We start from the raw sequence: 15,779 nt of genomic DNA on the forward strand, positions 1-15,779 counted from the left end.
AGCCATGGACGGGGAACGGGACGAAGCGGTACGGGAGTTCGAGAGCCACCGGCAGCGGCTGTTCTCGCTGGCGTACCGGATGCTCGGGTCGGCCGCCGAGGCGGAGGACGCCGTGCAGGACGCGTACCTGCGCTGGCACGGCACCGAGCCGGGGCAGGTCGCCGCGCCCGGGCCCTGGCTGAACAAGGTGGTCACCAACCTGTGCCTGAACCGGCTCACCTCGGCCCGGGCCCGGCGCGAGGAGTACCCGGGAACGTGGCTGCCGGAGCCGGTGGCGAGCGGAGCGCTCGGGCCGATGGAGCGGGCCGAGCAGCGCGAGGCGGTGTCCTTCGCGGTGCTCACCATGATGGAGCGGCTCTCCCCGCCCGAGCGCGCCGCCGTCGTCCTGCGCGATGCGTTCGGCTACAGCCACCGGGAGGTCGCGGGCGTCCTGGACTGCACCGAGGCCGCCGCCCGCCAGCTCCACCACCGCGGCCGCAAGCGCCTCGCCGAGGAGGCCCCGCGCCCCGGCACCGTCGACGCCGAGCAGAACGCCGCCCTGCTCGGCCGCTTCCTGCAGGCCGCCTCGGAGGGGGCGCTGGAGCAGCTCGAACAGCTCCTCGCCGCACAGGTCGTGGTGTGGGCGGACGGTGGCGGCAAGGTCCGCGCCGCGCTCCGGCCGGTGCACGGCCGGGTCAACGCCGCCCGCTTCCTGGCCGGCCTGTTCGAACGCTTCACGGACGGCGTCCGGTTCGAGCTCGCCGAGGCCAACGGCGCCCCCGCCCTGCTCGGTTGGGAGGGTGAGGAGCTCACCTCCGTCGGCATGGTGGACGTCGGCCCCGACGGCGTCACCGACATCCGGATCCTGCGCAACCCGGACAAACTCGCCCACTACGCGCACCGGCACCGCACGCTGTCACAGAACGGCTGACCGTCCGGTTCTTTCCGGGGAGAGCACCCCTCGCTCCCTCCCCGGAAGGAACCGGACCATGAACGACCGCACCGACCTCCCCGGTCACCACGACCTCCCCCGACTCCCCCGGCTCCCCCTGCTGGTGACCGGCGCGACCGGCGTCCTCGGCCGCGAGGTGCTGCGCCACGCCCGCAGCACCGGCAGCCCCGTCCACGCCCTCACCCGCCGCGCCGCCTTCCCCACCGCCGCCCCCGACACCCCCGCCCCCGACACCCCCGCTCTCGACACTCCTGCCTCCGACACTCCCACCCCCGACAGCACCGATCCCGCCACCGCCGATCCCGCCACCACCCCCGCTCCCCACTGGCACACCGGCGACCTCACCACCGGCACCGGCCTGGACGAGGCGCTCACCGGCATCGACACGGTGATCCACTGCGCGAGCGACCCGCGCCACCCCGGGAACGACCTGCCCGCCTTCCGCCACCTGGTGGACGCCGCCCGGCGAGCCGGGGTCCGGCACCTGGTCAACATCTCGATCGTCGGCGTCGACCGGATCCCGATGCGCTACTACCGGATCAAACTCCGGGGCGAAGAACTCCTCGCCGCGTCCGGCCTGGGCTGGACCAACCTGCGCGCCACCCAGTTCCCCCAGCTCCTCGACGGCATGCTCGGCTCCCTCGCCAAGCTCCCCCTCCTCCCCATGGTCTCCCGCACCCCCGTCCAGCCCGTCCACCCCGCCGAGGTCGCCGCCCGCCTGGTCGAGCTGGCCCTGGGCGACCCGGTCGGCCACGCCCCCGACTTCGCCGGGCCCGAGACCCGCCCCGCCACCGACCTCGCCGCCGACTGGCTCCGCGCCGAGGGCCGCCACCGCCGGGTCCTCCCCGTCCACCTCCCCGGCCGGGCCGGCCGCGCCCTGCGCGCGGGCGCCCTCACCGCCCCGCAGAACGCGTACGGCAGCCGCACCTGGGCGGAGTACCTCGCGGAGCGGTGAGGCACCGGGGCCGCCGCCCCGCCGCCCCACCCTCCTCGTTCACCGCGGGGCCGCCCTACTGGAACGCCCCTCGCGCGTCCCGCGCCCAGTCCGCGAAGCTCCGGGCCGGGCGGCCGAGGAGGCGTTCGACGTCGGCGCTGGGCCGCTGCTCCTCGGGCAGCGGCGTGCCGAGGATGTCGAGGGTGCCGTCGATGACCTCCTCGGGCATGAAGTGGGCCAGGTGGGCACGGGCCTGCTCGCGGCCGAGCTCCACGAACTCGACCGTCTCGCCCAGGACTTCACCGAGCACGGCCGCCTGGCGGCGGGGCGTGATCGCCTCCGGGCCGGTGAGGACGTACACCTGCCCGCGGTGCCCGTCCTCGCGGAGCGCGGCCGCGGCGACCGCCGCCAGGTCCGCCGGGTCGACGACCGGCAGGGCGACGTCCGCGAACGGCGCGTGCACGGTGCGGCGCGTCCGAACGCCCTCCGCCCAGGCGTACGCGTTGGAGGCGAACCCCCCGGCGCGCAGCACGGTGTACTCCAACCCGCTGAGCTGCAGCGCCCGTTCGAACTCGCGGAGCCGGGCGTGCGAGGGCGCGTCCGGCCGGGTTCCGTTGATCTGCGAGGAGAGCAGGACGACCCGCCGGACGCCGGACCCCCTCGCGAGGTCGAACAGTTCCGCCGCGGGGGCGCCGGGGCCGTTGAGCTCCCCGGCCAGCAGCAGGAACAGCGCGTCCGCCCCCTTCAGCACGGGGCCGAGGCCGGCGAAGTCCGCGAGGTCGGCGACCGCGTGGGTGACCCCGGCGGGCAAGCCGTCGGACGGTGCGCGGCGGGAGACCGCGGTGACCTGCTCGCCCGCTCCGGCGAGCAGGGAGACCAGTGGACGGCCGACGTTCCCGGTGGCTCCGGTGACGACGATCATGAGCGTGCTCCTCGATCCAGTGGGACTCAAGTCCCTTTCCACGGAAGCCCTTTCGGCTACGTCCACGACGCTAGCATCACAAAGATATTAGGTACCTAGAGGAAACCGACCCCTTGTTCCGCCCCGGATCCGACAGGTCTGCCGGTTCTTCTACAGGGTTCTGCAAAGTCCCCGGCCGCCCGCCGGAGCGCCCCGCAGGCTGGCCCCATGACCGAAACCACCGCACCCACCCTTCCCCCCACCGCACCCGCCCTTCCCCCCACCGACCCCCGCCCGGGCTTCCACGCCGCGGCCGAGGTCCTCGGCGAGGTCCTCGCCGACCTCCGCCCGGACCAGTACGGCCTGGCCACCCCGTGCCCCGACTACACCGTCCGCGACCTGGCCAACCACGTCGTCGCGGTGCTCCGCCGCAGCACCGTGATGGCGGGCGGCGGCCCGTTCGCGGCGGTGCCGCACCTCGCCGACGACGTCCCGGACGGCGGGTGGGCCGCCGCCTGGGAGACCGCCGGCGCCGGGTTCCGCGCGGCCTGGGACGACCCGGCCGTACTGGGCCGGAGCATCGCGCTGCCGTGGGGGGCCGTCCCGGGCGCGGTCGCCGCGGTGATCTGGACCAACGAGCTGGTGCTGCACGCCTGGGACCTCGCACGGGCCACCGGCCGCCCCGTCGACTGGCCCGCCGAGGCACTGGCGGGCCCGCTCGCGGTGATGGAGCGCGCCGTCCCGGCCGAGCCGCGCGGCGGGCAGGTGCCGTACGGGCCGGTCGTCCCGGTGCCCGCCGACGCACCCGCGATCGACCGCCTGGTCGGCTGGTACGGGCGCCGTCCCTGACGCCCGCCCCACCCGCGCGGGGCCGTCGGACCACCGGTCCGACGGCCCCGCGCCGCACTGCCCGCCTCCCGCGGCCGACCCGCCGGCCGCACGCCCGGCGACCGAACCGTCAGCCGCGCGGCACCGGCGGCTCGCCGGTGGCCCTGGTGAGCGGCAGCAGCACCAGGGCCACCAGGAAGGCCGCCCCGGCGAACACCCCGCCGACCAGGAACGCGTCGTGGAACACTTCGGTACGCGCCTGCAGCACCAACTCCGGTACGCCGTGCGCCCGTTCGGTGAGCTCGGCGACCCGCCGGAACGCCCAGGTGGCGGCGACGGCGAGGCCCAGCGCACCACCGACCTCCTGCGCCGTGTTGATCAGCCCGGCCGCCAGCCCGGACTCCTCCTCGGTGCTCCCCGCGAACGCCGAGACCTGCACCGGCACGAACGAGGCGCCCAGTCCCAGCCCCATCAGCACGAAGGCGGGCAGCACGTCGGTGAGGTACGAGGCGTCCGCCGGGACGCGCCACAGCAGCAGCATGCCCGCGGCGGCCAACGCCAGGCCGACCAGCAGCACCGGCTTGGCGGCGACCTTGGTGACCAGCTGGGAGGCGGCGCCCGCCCCGACCGCGGTCAGCACCGCGAGCGGCACGTACGCGAAGCCGGTGCGGACCGCGGAGTACTCCAGCACCTGCTGCAGGAACAGCGAGGCGAAGAAGAACAGCGTCACGCAGGTGCCGAGCAGCAGCACCGCAACCACGTTCGCGGCGCGCAGCGACTTGCGGCGGAAGACCGAGAACGGGACCAGCGGGTTCGCGCTGCGCCGCTCGACCAGCACGAAGGCCACCAGCAGCAGCACCACCAGCGCGGCCCCGCCGTAGATCCGGGCGTAGGGGAGTTCGCCGTCGGAGACGGTCTGGCCGAGCGTGAAGATCAGCAGCACCAGGGCGGCGGTGAGCGAGACGGCACCGGCCACGTCGAAGCCGCGGCCGCGGTCGGCGGAGCGGCTCTCGCCGACCACCCGGGGGGCCAGCACCGCGCCGAGCAGGCCGATCGGCACGTTGATGAAGAAGATCCAGCGCCAGCCGGGGCCGTCGGTGAGCACCCCGCCGAGGGTCACCCCGACCACCGCCGCCAGCCCGGACAGCGCACCCCAGGCGCCGAGCGCCCGGTTGCGCTCGGCGCCCTCCGCGAAGTTGCCGCTGAGCAGGGCGAGCGCGGCGGTGGCGATGAACGCGGCACCCAGGCCCTGCGCACCGCGGGCGGCGATCAGCTCCCAGGCGTTGCGGCCGAGGCCCGCGACCAGCGAGGCCGCGGCGAACAGGACCAGCCCGGTCTGCAGCATCCGGCGCCGCCCGAGGGTGTCGGCCAGTCGGCCGGCCAGCAGCAGGAAGCCGCCGAGCACCATGCCGTAGGTGGTGACCACGTACTCCAAGGTGGTCTGGGAGATGCCCAGTTCGTGCTCGATGGTGGGCAGGGCGACGTTGACGATCGAGACGTCGAGGAAGGTCATGAAACCGGCCAGGCACAGGAAGGCCAGGATCAGGCCGGGGCGTCGGACAGGTCCGGCCGCGGGGGCGGCGACCGGGGCGCGCAGCGTGTCTTGCACGGACATCTCACTCCTGGAGGTCGTGGTGGTGCGGAGAACGGAGCCGGGTCGCTAGCTTTTGGAAAGCTAGCACCCCCGATACAGTGGGTACCTAGAAGAAAGCGACTGACGAGAGGGTGGACGCGATGGCCGCACCGGGCCGACCCACGACGAACCGGGCCCCCGCCGGGCACGGCACGCCGAACGACGACACGCGGGACGACGACACCCGCAGCAACAGCACCCCGGGCAACGGCGCCCCGGGTGACGGCGGTCCGGGCAACGGCGGCCCGCAGGCCTGCCCGATCACGCCGGTGCTCGACATCGTGTTCAGCCGCTGGACGACGCCGATCCTGTGGACGCTGAACCGCTTCGGCCGGCAGCGCTTCGTCGAGCTGAACCGGAACGTCGGCGCCATCACCGCGAAGGTGCTCACCCAGCGCCTGCGCCAACTGGAGCGCGACGGCCTGGTGGTGCGCACCTACCACCCGGAGGTGCCACCCCGGGTCGAGTACGAGATCAGCGAACTGGGCCTCAGCCTGGCCCCGCTGTTCGCCGCCCTCACCGACTGGTCGGAGGAGCACCTGCCCGAGGTCGAGCACGCCCGCGCCGCCTTCGACGCGGCCGACGGCTGACCCGCCCCGGGGCGGGCCCGTCCACTTCTCCTTCCGTACTGCCCGCCACCCGAGGATGCGGGCCCGCCGCCCCGGCCGGACAGCGGCTTTCCACACCCCTGACAATCCGCGGAGCAATCCCTGACGCCCCTGGCCAGGCCCTGACGCGCCGCACCAAAACATCCAGACCTACACGCTTCTAAACCACCCCAAATCTCACCAACTCACCCATTCGGCCCCAGCCAACCACCCCATAACCCACTAACAACCAGACAAGTCTGTTTGCTATCCTCGCCAGGTGCGCGCCCGACCCCGTCGACACGACCCGCCCGTACCGACCGGAGCGCGCCCGAGGGGGACAGATGAACCGGCCCGCCGCACAGCTGCTCGACCCCCCGCCCGCACCGCACCGCGGCGCCCGGGCCCTACGCGTCCTGCTCGTCGAGGGCGACCCCCGCGCCGCCGCACCCCTGCTGCAGGCCCTGGCCCGCCAGGGCTACGCCGCCCGCAGCGTGACCACCGGGGCCGCGGCCCTGCGCGACCACCCCACCGCCGACCTGGTCCTGCTCGACCTCGACCTGCCCGACCTCGACGGCCTGGAGGTCTGCCGCGGCATCCGCGCGGTCAGCGACACCCCGATCATCACCGTCACCGCCCGCAGCTCCGAACTCGACCGCGTCCTCGGCCTGCAGGCCGGCTCGGACGACTACCTGGTCAAGCCCTACGGCTTCCGCGAACTCCTGGCCCGGATGGACGCCGTCCTGCGCCGCACCCACCCCCACCCCTCCCCCCGCTCCGTCCTCACCCACGGCCCCCTCCGGATCGACCCCGGCGCCCGCCTCACCACCCTGCACGGCACCCGGATCGACCTCACCCGCAAGGAGTTCGACCTCCTCCACCTCCTCGCCACCCACCCCGGCACCGTCCTCCCCCGCCCCCAGATCATGGCCCGCGTCTGGTCCGACACCTGGTCCCCCCGCGGCCGCACCGTCGACACCCACGTCAGCACCCTGCGCGCCAAACTCGGCCCCACCTGGATCATCACCATCCGCGGCATCGGCTTCCGCCTCGGCCACCCCGCCCCCTGACCCGGCCCGGCCCAGCCCGCCCCCGCAAGCCGCAGAAAACCCAAAGGCCCAGACCGGAAACCATCCGATCTGGGCCTTCACTGAGCCGCCTATGGGATTCGAACCCATGACCTACGCATTACGAGTGCGTTGCTCTGGCCAACTGAGCTAAGGCGGCACCGCTGCCGGTGACCCGGCCCGTGAGGGCAAGGGTCGCATCGGCAACGCGCGCCAGTCTACACAGTTTCCGGGGGTGATCCGTACGCGGTGGCCGGGCCGGTGCAGACGGGAGGGCGCGGCGGGCGGGTCAGGCGGAGGAGACGGCGAGCTTGGCGGCGAAGCCGGCGAAGAGGACGGCGACGGAGGAGGTGAGGCCGGCGGAGAGGCGCTTGCGGCGGCGGAAGGCATTGGCGAGCGTGGTGCCGGTGAAGATCAGCAGGGAGAGGTAGAGGAAGGAGAAGACCTGCAGGACGCCGCCGAGGAGGGCGAAGGAGAGGACCGGGGCGCCGTAGGAGGGGTCGACGAACTGGGTGAAGAAGGAGAGCAGGAAGAGGATCGCCTTGGGGTTGAAGAGGCTGATCATCAGTGCGCGCCGGAACGGCCGCTCACCGGCCGTCGCGGCGGCGTCCTCGGCGGCGGGGGCCTCGACCAGGGCGCGTTCGCGCCACATCTGGCGGGCCGCCCGCAGCATGCCGTAGCCGATCCACAGCAGGTAGGCGGCGCCGCCGAACTTGACCACGGCGAAGACCGCGGGGTTGGCCCGGAGCAGGGAGGCCGCGCCGAGGGAGGTGAGGCTGATCAGGACGAGGTCGCCGAGGAAGACGCCGCAGGCCGCGCGGTAGCCGGTGCGGACGCCCCGGCGGGCGGCGACGGAGAGCACGTAGAGGGAGTTGGGTCCGGGCAGCAGGACGATGGCCAGTGCGCCGAGGACGTAGGTGGCCAGGTCGTGGACTCCGAGCACTTCGGTCTCCAGGGAGCGGGCAGGCGGGGGGACGCCGCGAGGGCTGCGCCATGCTATCCGCCAGCCCCGTCGACCCGAAATGCTCCTGTCGGTCACCCGCCCCGGCCACCCACCGGCCCCCGGACCGGCCGGATCAGTCCTTGCAGACCTTCCCGTTCGCGGGCGCCTGCCCACCGAGCAGGTAGTCGTTGATCGCGTTGTCGATGCACGCGTTCTGCCGCTGGTACGCGGTGTGCCCGTCGCCCTCGTAGGTGAGCAGCCGCCCGGCCTCCAACTGCCCGGCCAGCGACTTCGCCCAGGCGTACGGGGTGGCCGGGTCCCGGGTGGTGCCGACGACCACGATCGGGTCGGACCCGGCGGCGCGCACGGTGTGCGGGGCGCCGGTGGCCTTGTCGGGCCAGTACGCGCAGCTGAGCGCCATCCAGGCCATGTTGCGACCGAAGTGCGGGGCGGCCTTCTCGAAGGCGGGGACGGCCGCGGCGACCGCGGCCGGGTCGGCGAACGGGGCGGGCAGGTCGAGGCAGTTGACCGCCGAGTTGGCGTACATCAGGTTGTCGTAGCTACCGTCGCCGTTGCGCCCGTAGTAGCTGTCGGCGAGCTTGAGCAGCCCGCTGCCGTCGCCCGCCTGCGCGGTGGTCAGCGCCTCGCGCAGGTAGGACCAGAGCGACTCGGCGTACATCGCCTCGGCGACGCCGGTGAGCGCCTGGGGCTCGGTCAGCGGGCGGTTCTGCTCGGTGGGCAGCGGCTTCGCGTCGAGTTGCGCGAACAGCGCGGTGAGCTTCTTCCCGGCCTCCTCGACGCTGCGCCCGACGGGGCAGTCGTCGCGCTTGACGCAGTCCTTGGCGAACGCCGTCCAGGCGGTCTCGAAACCACCCGCCTGGGTGAGGTTGCCGGCGGCGGCGTCCAGCGAGGGGTCCATCGCCCCGTCCAGGACGACCTTGCCGACCCGGCTCGGGAACAGGCCCGCGTACGTCGCGCCGAGGAAGGTGCCGTACGACTTGCCGACGTAGTTGAGCTTCCGGTCGCCGACCAGTTCCCGCAGCACGTCCATGTCGCGGGCCGCCTCCACGGTGGAGACGTGGCCCAGCAGGTCGCCCGCCTCCGCCCGGCAGCCGGCCGCGAACTCCTTGTCGGCGGTCACCACCGCGTCGATCTCGCCCTGGTCGTCGGGGGTGAGGTCGACGGTGGTGTACGCGTCCATCCGGTCGCCGGACAGGCAGGTGATCGGGGCCGAACGCCCGACCCCGCGCGGGTCGAAGCCCACCAGGTCGTAGTCGGAGCGCACCCCCGCGTCGTAGCGCGCCGCGACCCGCTCCAGGTAGTCGACCGCCGACCCGCCCGGGCCGCCCGGGTTGAGCAGCAGCGAACCGATCCGGTGCGCCGGGTCGCCCGCGGGCTTGCGCACCACCGACAGCTCCACGTCCCGCCCACCCGGGTGCGCGTAGTCCAGCGGCACCTTGAAGGTCGCGCACTCGAAACCGGAGTCGCACGCCCGCCAGCCCAACTTCTGCGCGTAGTACGGGTCGAGGCCCGCCGGTCGCTCGACCGGCAGCGGCTCCAGCGGGGTGGCCCCGGACGGGGGCGCGCCGGTCGCCACGCTGTCGGTGGAGCTGTCCGGGCTGCCGGACGGGGTGCCGGACGAGGTCGGGTGCCCGGAGCTACAGCCCGCCAGCAGCAGCGACAGGGCGGCGGCCAGCGCGGCGGACACCGACCGACGGCTCCGGGCGACTCTCATGAAGGTGGGTCCTCTCCCCTGGGAAACGGCGCGGCAGCCGGGGCCGACACCGGGAGGCCGAGCCTAGCGGGCAGCACCGCCACGCCCGGCGACCCGCTCCGCGCACCCCCCGCCCGGCCGACCGGCACGCCGCCGATCGCACCACGGCCCACGCCGAACGGCCCAACCCCGGCCCACGCCGAACCACCCGCGCCGAACCACCCGCGCCGAACCACCCGCGCCCAACGCCCCGACCCCGCCCCCCGGCGAACGGCCGCTACTTGGCCAGGCCCTCCGCCAGGTACTGCACCGCGACCCGCACCAGCCGCAGCCGCTCCCGCTCCGGCGTGTAGTCCTGCACCACCTCCGAAGTCCGCACCTGGGCACGCGACTTGGCGCCCTGCAACGCCGTCTGCACGGCCCGCCCGGACGCCAGCCCGTCCGTGTCGCGCTTCGCCGCGGCCAGCAGCAGCCGTGCCGTCACCGCACCGGGCGCCTCCGCCGCCGCCCCGACCAGCGCCCGCGCGTCGTACCGGCCGGAGACCGCCGCGGCCGCCCCGTACAGGTCGGGCCGGGCCAGTCCGGCCGCCGCCGCGCAGGGGGCGCCGCCGTCCACGCCGAGGACGCTCCAGCCCGCGGGGCCGGGCGGCAGGGTGCGGAAGGCCGTGCCGACGGCCGAACGCAGCGCCGCGTCGTCCGCGACCGCCTGCGGGGCGGCCGCCACCAGGTCGCAGGGGTGGCCGGTGCCGCCGGGCGCCTCGGGGGCGACCACCACGAACGGGCGCGCCCTGCCCTGCTGCACCGCCGACGCCACCCCGTCGAACACGTCCGGCAGGTCGGCGTCGGCGGTCCGCCCGGGCGTCCCGGAGTGCAGCACGATCACCGGGAACCGCTCCGCCGGGCTCTTCCCGTACTCGGCCGGCAGCCACACCCGCACCGTCCGCGACCGCCCGTCCGGCCCGGGCACCGAACCCTGCATCAACTCCCCGCCCGCCGCCCGGCCCACGCTCGCGAACGCCACCGCCGGAGCCGCAGCAGGGGCCGGGGCCGCAGCAGGACCCGAAGCCGAACCCGAAGGAGCGGACGAAGCGGACGCCGAGGGCACCGGCGGGGGCGCCACCCGGTCCGCACCGCCCGCCTCCGCCGCGGCCGCCCGCACCGCCCCGCGCCCGCCGCGCTCCCCCAGCAGCACCGCCACCCCCAGCGCGCTCACGCACGTCAGGCACAGCGCCGCGGCGAACGCCCGCACCAGCACCGGCCGCGCCTCCGCCGCCAGCTCGTACGTCTGCGCGGCCCGCAGGTCCCGCCAGCGCACCATCGCCGACCGGGCGAGCCAACTGCCCGCCACCACCGCCACCAGCAACGACAGGACGAGGAGCGAACGGGGCATGGGACGCACCACCTCGGGGAAGGACCGGCCGCCGGACGCGGGCGCGTGGTCAGTGCACAGGGTGCAAGACCAGGTGCCCACTCGCCCCGGGGCGGTACGGGCGTCTCCGCACGTTCACTCGAACGAGCGACGGCCGGACGGCCCCGAACCCCGGCCTCGAACCCGGAGCCCCGAGCCCCGGCCCCGGCCCCGGCCCCGAGCCCCGGCCCCGAGCCCCGAGCCCCCCGAATCCGAGCCCTCCGGCCCCGGAGCGCTCAGCCCGCCCGCAGCGCCACCGTCATCGCCTCCACCGCCAGCAGCGGGTCCACGTTCCGCTCCAGCGCCCGGCGGCAGGCCAGTACCGCCTCGATCCGGCGCAGCGTGTTCTCCGGCGCGCCCTGGCCCGCGACCCGCTGCAGCGCCGGGCGCTGGTCGTCGTTGGCCAGCGCCCCGCCCGCGCCCAGTTGCAGGGCCAGCACGTCCCGGTAGAAGCCCAGCAGGTCGCCCAGCGCCACGTTCAGCGTCTCGCGGCGGGTCCGGGTGGCCCGGCTCTTCTGCCGCTTCTCCAGCTCCTTCACCGCCCCGGCCATGCCGCGCGGCGCCCGGCTGCCCTCCGCGGCGCCGTACGCGGCCCGCAGGTCCTCGGTCTCCCGGGCGTCCTGGGTCTCGGCCAGCGCCTCGGCGTCCGCCTTCGCGGTGTCCACCAGACGCTGCGCGGCCGCCAGGCAGCCGCCCAGGTCGGCCACCTCCAGCGGGATCCGCAGCACCTCGGCCCGGCGCGCCCGGGCCTGCTCGTCCACCGCGAGGCGCCGCGAGCGGTCGATGTCGCCCTGCCCGGCCAGCGCCGCCACCCGGGCCGCCTCCGGCTCCACCCCGTCCCGCCGCACCAGCATGTCGGCGACCGCCTCCGCGGCGGGCGTGCGCAGCACCAGCAGGCGGCAGCGCGAGCGGATCGTCGGCAGCACGTCCTGCACCGAGGGCGCGCACAGCAGCCACACCGTCCGCGGCGAGGGCTCCTCGACGCCCTTCAGCAGCGCGTTCGCCGCCGCCTCGGTGAGCCGGTGCGCGGCGTCCACCAGGATCACCGACCAGCGGCCGCCGGTCGGGTAGCTCGCCGCCCGCAGCACCAGGTCGCGCATGTCGCCGACGCCGATCGACAGGCCGTCGGTGCGCACCTGCTTCACGTCCGCGTGGCTGCCCGACAGCACGGTGTGGCACCCGTCGCAGAACCCGCAGCCCGGCACGCCGCCCAGGTCCAGGTCCGGACTGGTGCACTGCAGCGCCGCCGCGAACGCCCGCGCCGCCGTCACCTGCCCGGCCCCGGGCGGTCCGGTGAACAGCCACGCGTGCGTCATCAGCGAGGCGTTCCCCGCCGGGGCCTCCCTCCGGCCCGCCAGCACGCTCGCCCGGGCCGCCCGCGCCGCCGCCTGCAGCTGCTCGACCACCCGGTCCTGCCCCACCAGGTCGTCCCACACACTCACGCCGCGCTCCTCGTCACCACTGCCACCTGCTGCCACCGCCCCGCCGAGCCTAACCCCGCCCGCGGACAGCTCGGGGACACCCGGACGCCGCAGCAGGGGCCGCACGCCGACGAGGCCGCGACGCGGGCAGTGGCCTGCCTCCCGTCGCGGCCTCGCCGCACGTGCTGCGCCGCTCCGTCCGTTGCTCGGACGGTCAGTCCTTGCGCCGCCGCCAGCCACCCTTCTTCGGCTGCTGGTCCGCCCCGCCCTCGGGCTCGTCGGCCTCCCAGCGGGCCCACTCCTCGCGGGAGCCGAGCAGGCTGTCGGTCAGGCTGGGCAGGTCGTCGAGCGGCGTCTCCTCGGCCCACTCCGGCCGGGGCCGCAGCTCGCGGGTCCGCGCGGAGTCGTCCTCGTCCCGGAACAGGCCGCTGGGCACCCGCGCGGTCGGGTCGTCCGCCTTGGGCAGCACGGCCGTCTCCTCGACGTCCCCGCCCCGGCCCCCGTCCTCGACCACCGGCAGCACCGCGGTCTCGTCGGCCTCCGGAGCGGCCGACGCCGGAACAGCCGGAACAGCCGGAGCGGCCGACGCCGGAGCAGCCGGAGCGACCGGAGCAGCCGGAGCGACCGGCGCGGGCCTGGGCAGCTCGCGGGTGGTCTCCGTGTCCGCCCCCTCCTCCGCGGTCCCCGCGGCCTCCCCCGCGACCTTCGGCAGCACCGCGGTCTCGTCGGCCGCCGCACCGGCAGGAGCGGCCCCCGCCGCGAGCGCCGCCTCCGCCTCCGCGGCCCGCCGCGTGGCCTCCGCCCGCTGCAGCGCCTCCTCGGCGCGCCGCCGCTGCTCCTCCCGCTGCAGTTCGCGCTGGCGGGCGAACTCGGCCCGGGCGGCCTCCTCGGCCGCGGCCTCGCGGGCCGCCTCCGCCGCCGCCTCGGCCCGGGCGGCCTCCTCGGCGCGCCGCTTCGCGTCCTCCTCGGCGCGGCGCGCGGCCTCCGCCTCGGCGGCGCGCCGGGCGGCCTCGGCGGCCTTGCGGGCGGCTTCAGCCTCGGCGCGGGCGGCCTCCTCGGCGGCGAGCCGGTCCTTCTCGGCCTGCTCGGCGCGCAGCTGCTCCAGCAGTTCGAGGCGCTTGCGCTCGGCCTCCTCGGCGGCCTTGCGGGCGGCCTCGGCCTCGGCGGCGCGCCGGGCGGCCTCCTCGCGGGCCTTGCGCTCCTGCTCGGCCTTGGCGGCCTTCTCCTGGTCGGAGAGCGGCAGTTCGCGGTCGAGCCGGTGCCGGATCGCGGTGGTGACGACGGCGGGGGCCTGGGTGCCGTCGACGACCAGGTAGCGGGCCGGGTCGGCGGCGGCGAGCGCCAGGAAGCCGGAGCGGACCCGCTGGTGGAACTCGGTGGGCTCGGACTCCAGCCGGTCCAGCGCCTCGGTGAAGCGGTCCCGGGCGGCGGTCGGGTCGACGTCCAGGACGACCGTCAGGTCGGGGACGAGCCCGCCGGTGGCCCAGCGGGAGATCCGGGCGACCTCGGTGGCTGCGAGGTCGCGGCCCGCGCCCTGGTAGGCGATCGAGGAGTCCATGTACCGGTCGGTGATGACCACCGCGCCGCGCTCCAGGGCGGGGCGGATGACGTTCTCGACGTGCTCGGCCCGGTCGGCGGCGTAGATCAGCGCCTCGGCCCGGTGCGAGAGCCCGGTGTTGCCGACGTCCAGGACGAGGGCGCGCAGCCGCTGCCCGATCGGGGAGCCGCCGGGCTCGCGGGTGAGGACGACCTCGTGGCCCTTGGCCCGGATCCACTCGGCCAGGGCCTGCGCCTGGGTGGACTTGCCGGCCCCGTCGCCGCCCTCCAGGGCGATGAAGTAGCCCTTGCCGGCGGCCCGGTGCGGGGCGAGCGCGGCCTGCCCGCGGACGGCCCCGGCGAGTTCGCGGCCGAACGGGACGACGCCGCGCTGGTCGTCGGTCTTGAGCAGCACCACGGCGGCCAGCACCAGGGTCAGCAGCCCGGCGGTGGAGACGGCGAGCGCGGCGCCGTCGTGGATGAAGGTGAAGTGGCCGCGGCCGACCTCGCCGAGGGCGACCTGCCCGTACGCGGCGGCCAGCAGCGGCATGCCGACCAGGGCGGCGCCGACGACGGCCCGCAGGACGGCGTACAGGTGTTCGGTGACCTTGCCGAGCCGGATCTCCTCGATCTCCTGGGCGAGCAGGCCGCGTCCGGTGGCGATGACCACGCCCGCGGCCAGCCCGGCCAGCACGGTGAGCAGCAGCACCAGGACGAAGTCGAGGACGAGCCCGGCCAGGATCAGCGCCACGCCGGAGGTGACCAGGCCGAGGGCCAGCAGCCGGCGGCGGGACAGGCCCGGCAGGGTGGCCCGGCTGAGCCGGACGCCGATCGCGGGGGCGCCCGCGGCGGCCAGCACCAGCAGGCCGTAGCCGATCGGCCCGGCCAGGTGCTCGCCCGCGGTGAGCAGGCCGAGCGCGGCGACCCCGGCCATCGAGGCGTACGCGGCGGCGATCGAGAAGGTGAAGTACGGGGCGGAGCCGGTGCGGCCCTTCTTCAGGGACGGACCGGGCGTGGCGTCGGTGGGGGCGCGCAGGCCCTGCAGCGGGGAGCGCGGCGCGGCGCCGGCCCCGGCCGGGAGCTCCTGGAGGTACAGCAGCGCGGCGTTGGTGACGAACAGCGCGGCGGCGCCGAGCCCGGCGACGGTGAGCTGGTGCGTGCGCAGCCACTCCAGGCCGAGCGCGGCGAGCACGTTGTTGAGCAGGGTGAAGCCGACCAGCCCGGCGGCGGCCAGCGGCAGGGCGGCCCAGCCGGTCCGGGCGTCGAGGGTGCGGACGGCGTCCAGCGCGGCGGCGGACGGCGGGCCGGGCTGCTCGGGGACGGCCAGCAGGCCGGGGACGGCGGCGGCCTTGCCGATGGTCCAGACCCGTTCGGCGGCGCCGGCCAGGAAGGCGGTGCCGAGCAGCAGCCAGGTCGCCGAGCCGGGCGACCAGACGGCCCACCAGGGGGCCAGGCCGATCAGCAGGGCGCGGAACAGGTCGGCGCCGAGCAGGCTCCAGCGGCGGTCGAGCTTGCCGCCGACCAGGGCGTGGACGGGGCCGAGCAGGACCGCGCCGACCAGGCCGGTGGCGAACAGCCGGGCCGCGAACAGCGCGGCGACGGCGAGCGCGAGCGCCCGGTAGCCGTGCCCGAACTGGCCGCCGAGCGCGGCGGCGACCACGGTGAGCGGCACCAGCACCAGGACGGCCAGCCGGTCGGCCGTGCCGCCGAGCAGCTGGGTGGTCCAGAGTTTCCGGTAGGGCCGCAGCCTCAGCAGCGCACGGGCCCGCTCGCCGGGCGTCCCGGCGGGGGCGGCCTCGGGGAGGCCGGGGGCGGCGGTGCGTGCGGTGGGGGGCAGCTCCTCGCTCGTCATACGGTCAGCGTAGCGAGTGCGGGT

General features: G+C 75.8%; 12 protein-coding genes and 1 tRNA gene. 5 read left to right on the forward strand and 8 right to left on the reverse strand.

What is annotated here, in order from left to right:
- Positions 1–4: 4 nt before the first annotated feature.
- Both sigJ and QSK52_RS11825 read left to right on the forward strand, forming a co-directional pair.
- On the forward strand, positions 5–910 hold the full coding sequence (gene sigJ / locus QSK52_RS11820; protein WP_285735927.1) for an RNA polymerase sigma factor SigJ: 906 nt from the start codon (positions 5–7) through the stop codon (positions 908–910).
- Positions 911–968: 58 nt separating this feature from the next.
- Positions 969–1,886, forward strand: a complete 918-nt coding sequence (locus QSK52_RS11825) for an SDR family oxidoreductase (RefSeq protein WP_285735928.1) — start codon at positions 969–971, stop codon at positions 1,884–1,886.
- 55 nt (positions 1,887–1,941) lie between these two features.
- Here the strand turns inward: QSK52_RS11825 and QSK52_RS11830 are convergent, their stop codons facing one another.
- Positions 1,942–2,787 (reverse strand): NAD(P)H-binding protein, encoded by an 846-nt coding sequence (locus QSK52_RS11830; protein WP_285735929.1) that lies wholly within the window; start codon positions 2,785–2,787, stop codon positions 1,942–1,944.
- Positions 2,788–2,994: 207 nt separating this feature from the next.
- Between QSK52_RS11830 and QSK52_RS11835 the strand changes: the two genes are divergently transcribed.
- The gene (locus tag QSK52_RS11835) at positions 2,995–3,615 is read left to right on the forward strand and encodes a TIGR03086 family metal-binding protein (RefSeq protein ID WP_285735930.1); all 621 of its coding nucleotides are present in this window, start codon (positions 2,995–2,997) and stop codon (positions 3,613–3,615) included.
- A 109-nt stretch (positions 3,616–3,724) separates the two neighbouring features.
- Here the strand turns inward: QSK52_RS11835 and QSK52_RS11840 are convergent, their stop codons facing one another.
- Positions 3,725–5,209 carry an MFS transporter gene (locus QSK52_RS11840; protein ID WP_285735931.1) on the reverse strand — a complete coding sequence of 495 codons (1,485 nt, stop codon included), beginning with the start codon at positions 5,207–5,209 and terminating at the stop codon, positions 3,725–3,727.
- Positions 5,210–5,487: 278 nt separating this feature from the next.
- Between QSK52_RS11840 and QSK52_RS11845 the strand changes: the two genes are divergently transcribed.
- Positions 5,488–5,817 carry a winged helix-turn-helix transcriptional regulator gene (locus QSK52_RS11845; RefSeq protein WP_285736037.1) on the forward strand — a complete coding sequence of 110 codons (330 nt, stop codon included), beginning with the start codon at positions 5,488–5,490 and terminating at the stop codon, positions 5,815–5,817.
- 341 nt (positions 5,818–6,158) lie between these two features.
- Complete coding sequence (locus tag QSK52_RS11850; protein ID WP_285735932.1) at positions 6,159–6,884, forward strand: response regulator transcription factor; 726 nt, start codon at positions 6,159–6,161, stop codon at positions 6,882–6,884.
- A gap of 83 nt (positions 6,885–6,967) precedes the next feature.
- Here the strand turns inward: QSK52_RS11850 and QSK52_RS11855 are convergent.
- The 6 genes from QSK52_RS11855 to tmk form a co-directional block, all read right to left on the reverse strand.
- Positions 6,968–7,041: transfer RNA gene (locus tag QSK52_RS11855), tRNA-Thr, on the reverse strand.
- A 129-nt stretch (positions 7,042–7,170) separates the two neighbouring features.
- On the reverse strand, positions 7,171–7,824 hold the full coding sequence (gene leuE / locus QSK52_RS11860; protein WP_285735933.1) for a leucine efflux protein LeuE: 654 nt from the start codon (positions 7,822–7,824) through the stop codon (positions 7,171–7,173).
- A 133-nt stretch (positions 7,825–7,957) separates the two neighbouring features.
- Positions 7,958–9,559 carry an alpha/beta hydrolase gene (locus QSK52_RS11865; protein ID WP_285735934.1) on the reverse strand — a complete coding sequence of 534 codons (1,602 nt, stop codon included), beginning with the start codon at positions 9,557–9,559 and terminating at the stop codon, positions 7,958–7,960.
- 256 nt (positions 9,560–9,815) lie between these two features.
- Positions 9,816–10,928 (reverse strand): alpha/beta hydrolase-fold protein, encoded by a 1,113-nt coding sequence (locus QSK52_RS11870; RefSeq protein WP_285735935.1) that lies wholly within the window; start codon positions 10,926–10,928, stop codon positions 9,816–9,818.
- Between the two features lie 254 nt (positions 10,929–11,182).
- Positions 11,183–12,388: a DNA polymerase III subunit delta' gene (locus QSK52_RS11875; RefSeq protein ID WP_285735936.1), complete on the reverse strand. Its 1,206-nt coding sequence runs from the start codon at positions 12,386–12,388 to the stop codon at positions 11,183–11,185.
- 193 nt (positions 12,389–12,581) lie between these two features.
- Complete coding sequence (tmk, locus tag QSK52_RS11880) at positions 12,582–15,755, reverse strand: dTMP kinase (protein WP_285735937.1); 3,174 nt, start codon at positions 15,753–15,755, stop codon at positions 12,582–12,584.
- Positions 15,756–15,779: the final 24 nt, after the last annotated feature.

It is taken from the genome of Kitasatospora phosalacinea (genome assembly GCF_030268885.1).
GTDB lineage: Bacteria > Actinomycetota > Actinomycetes > Streptomycetales > Streptomycetaceae > Kitasatospora > Kitasatospora phosalacinea_C.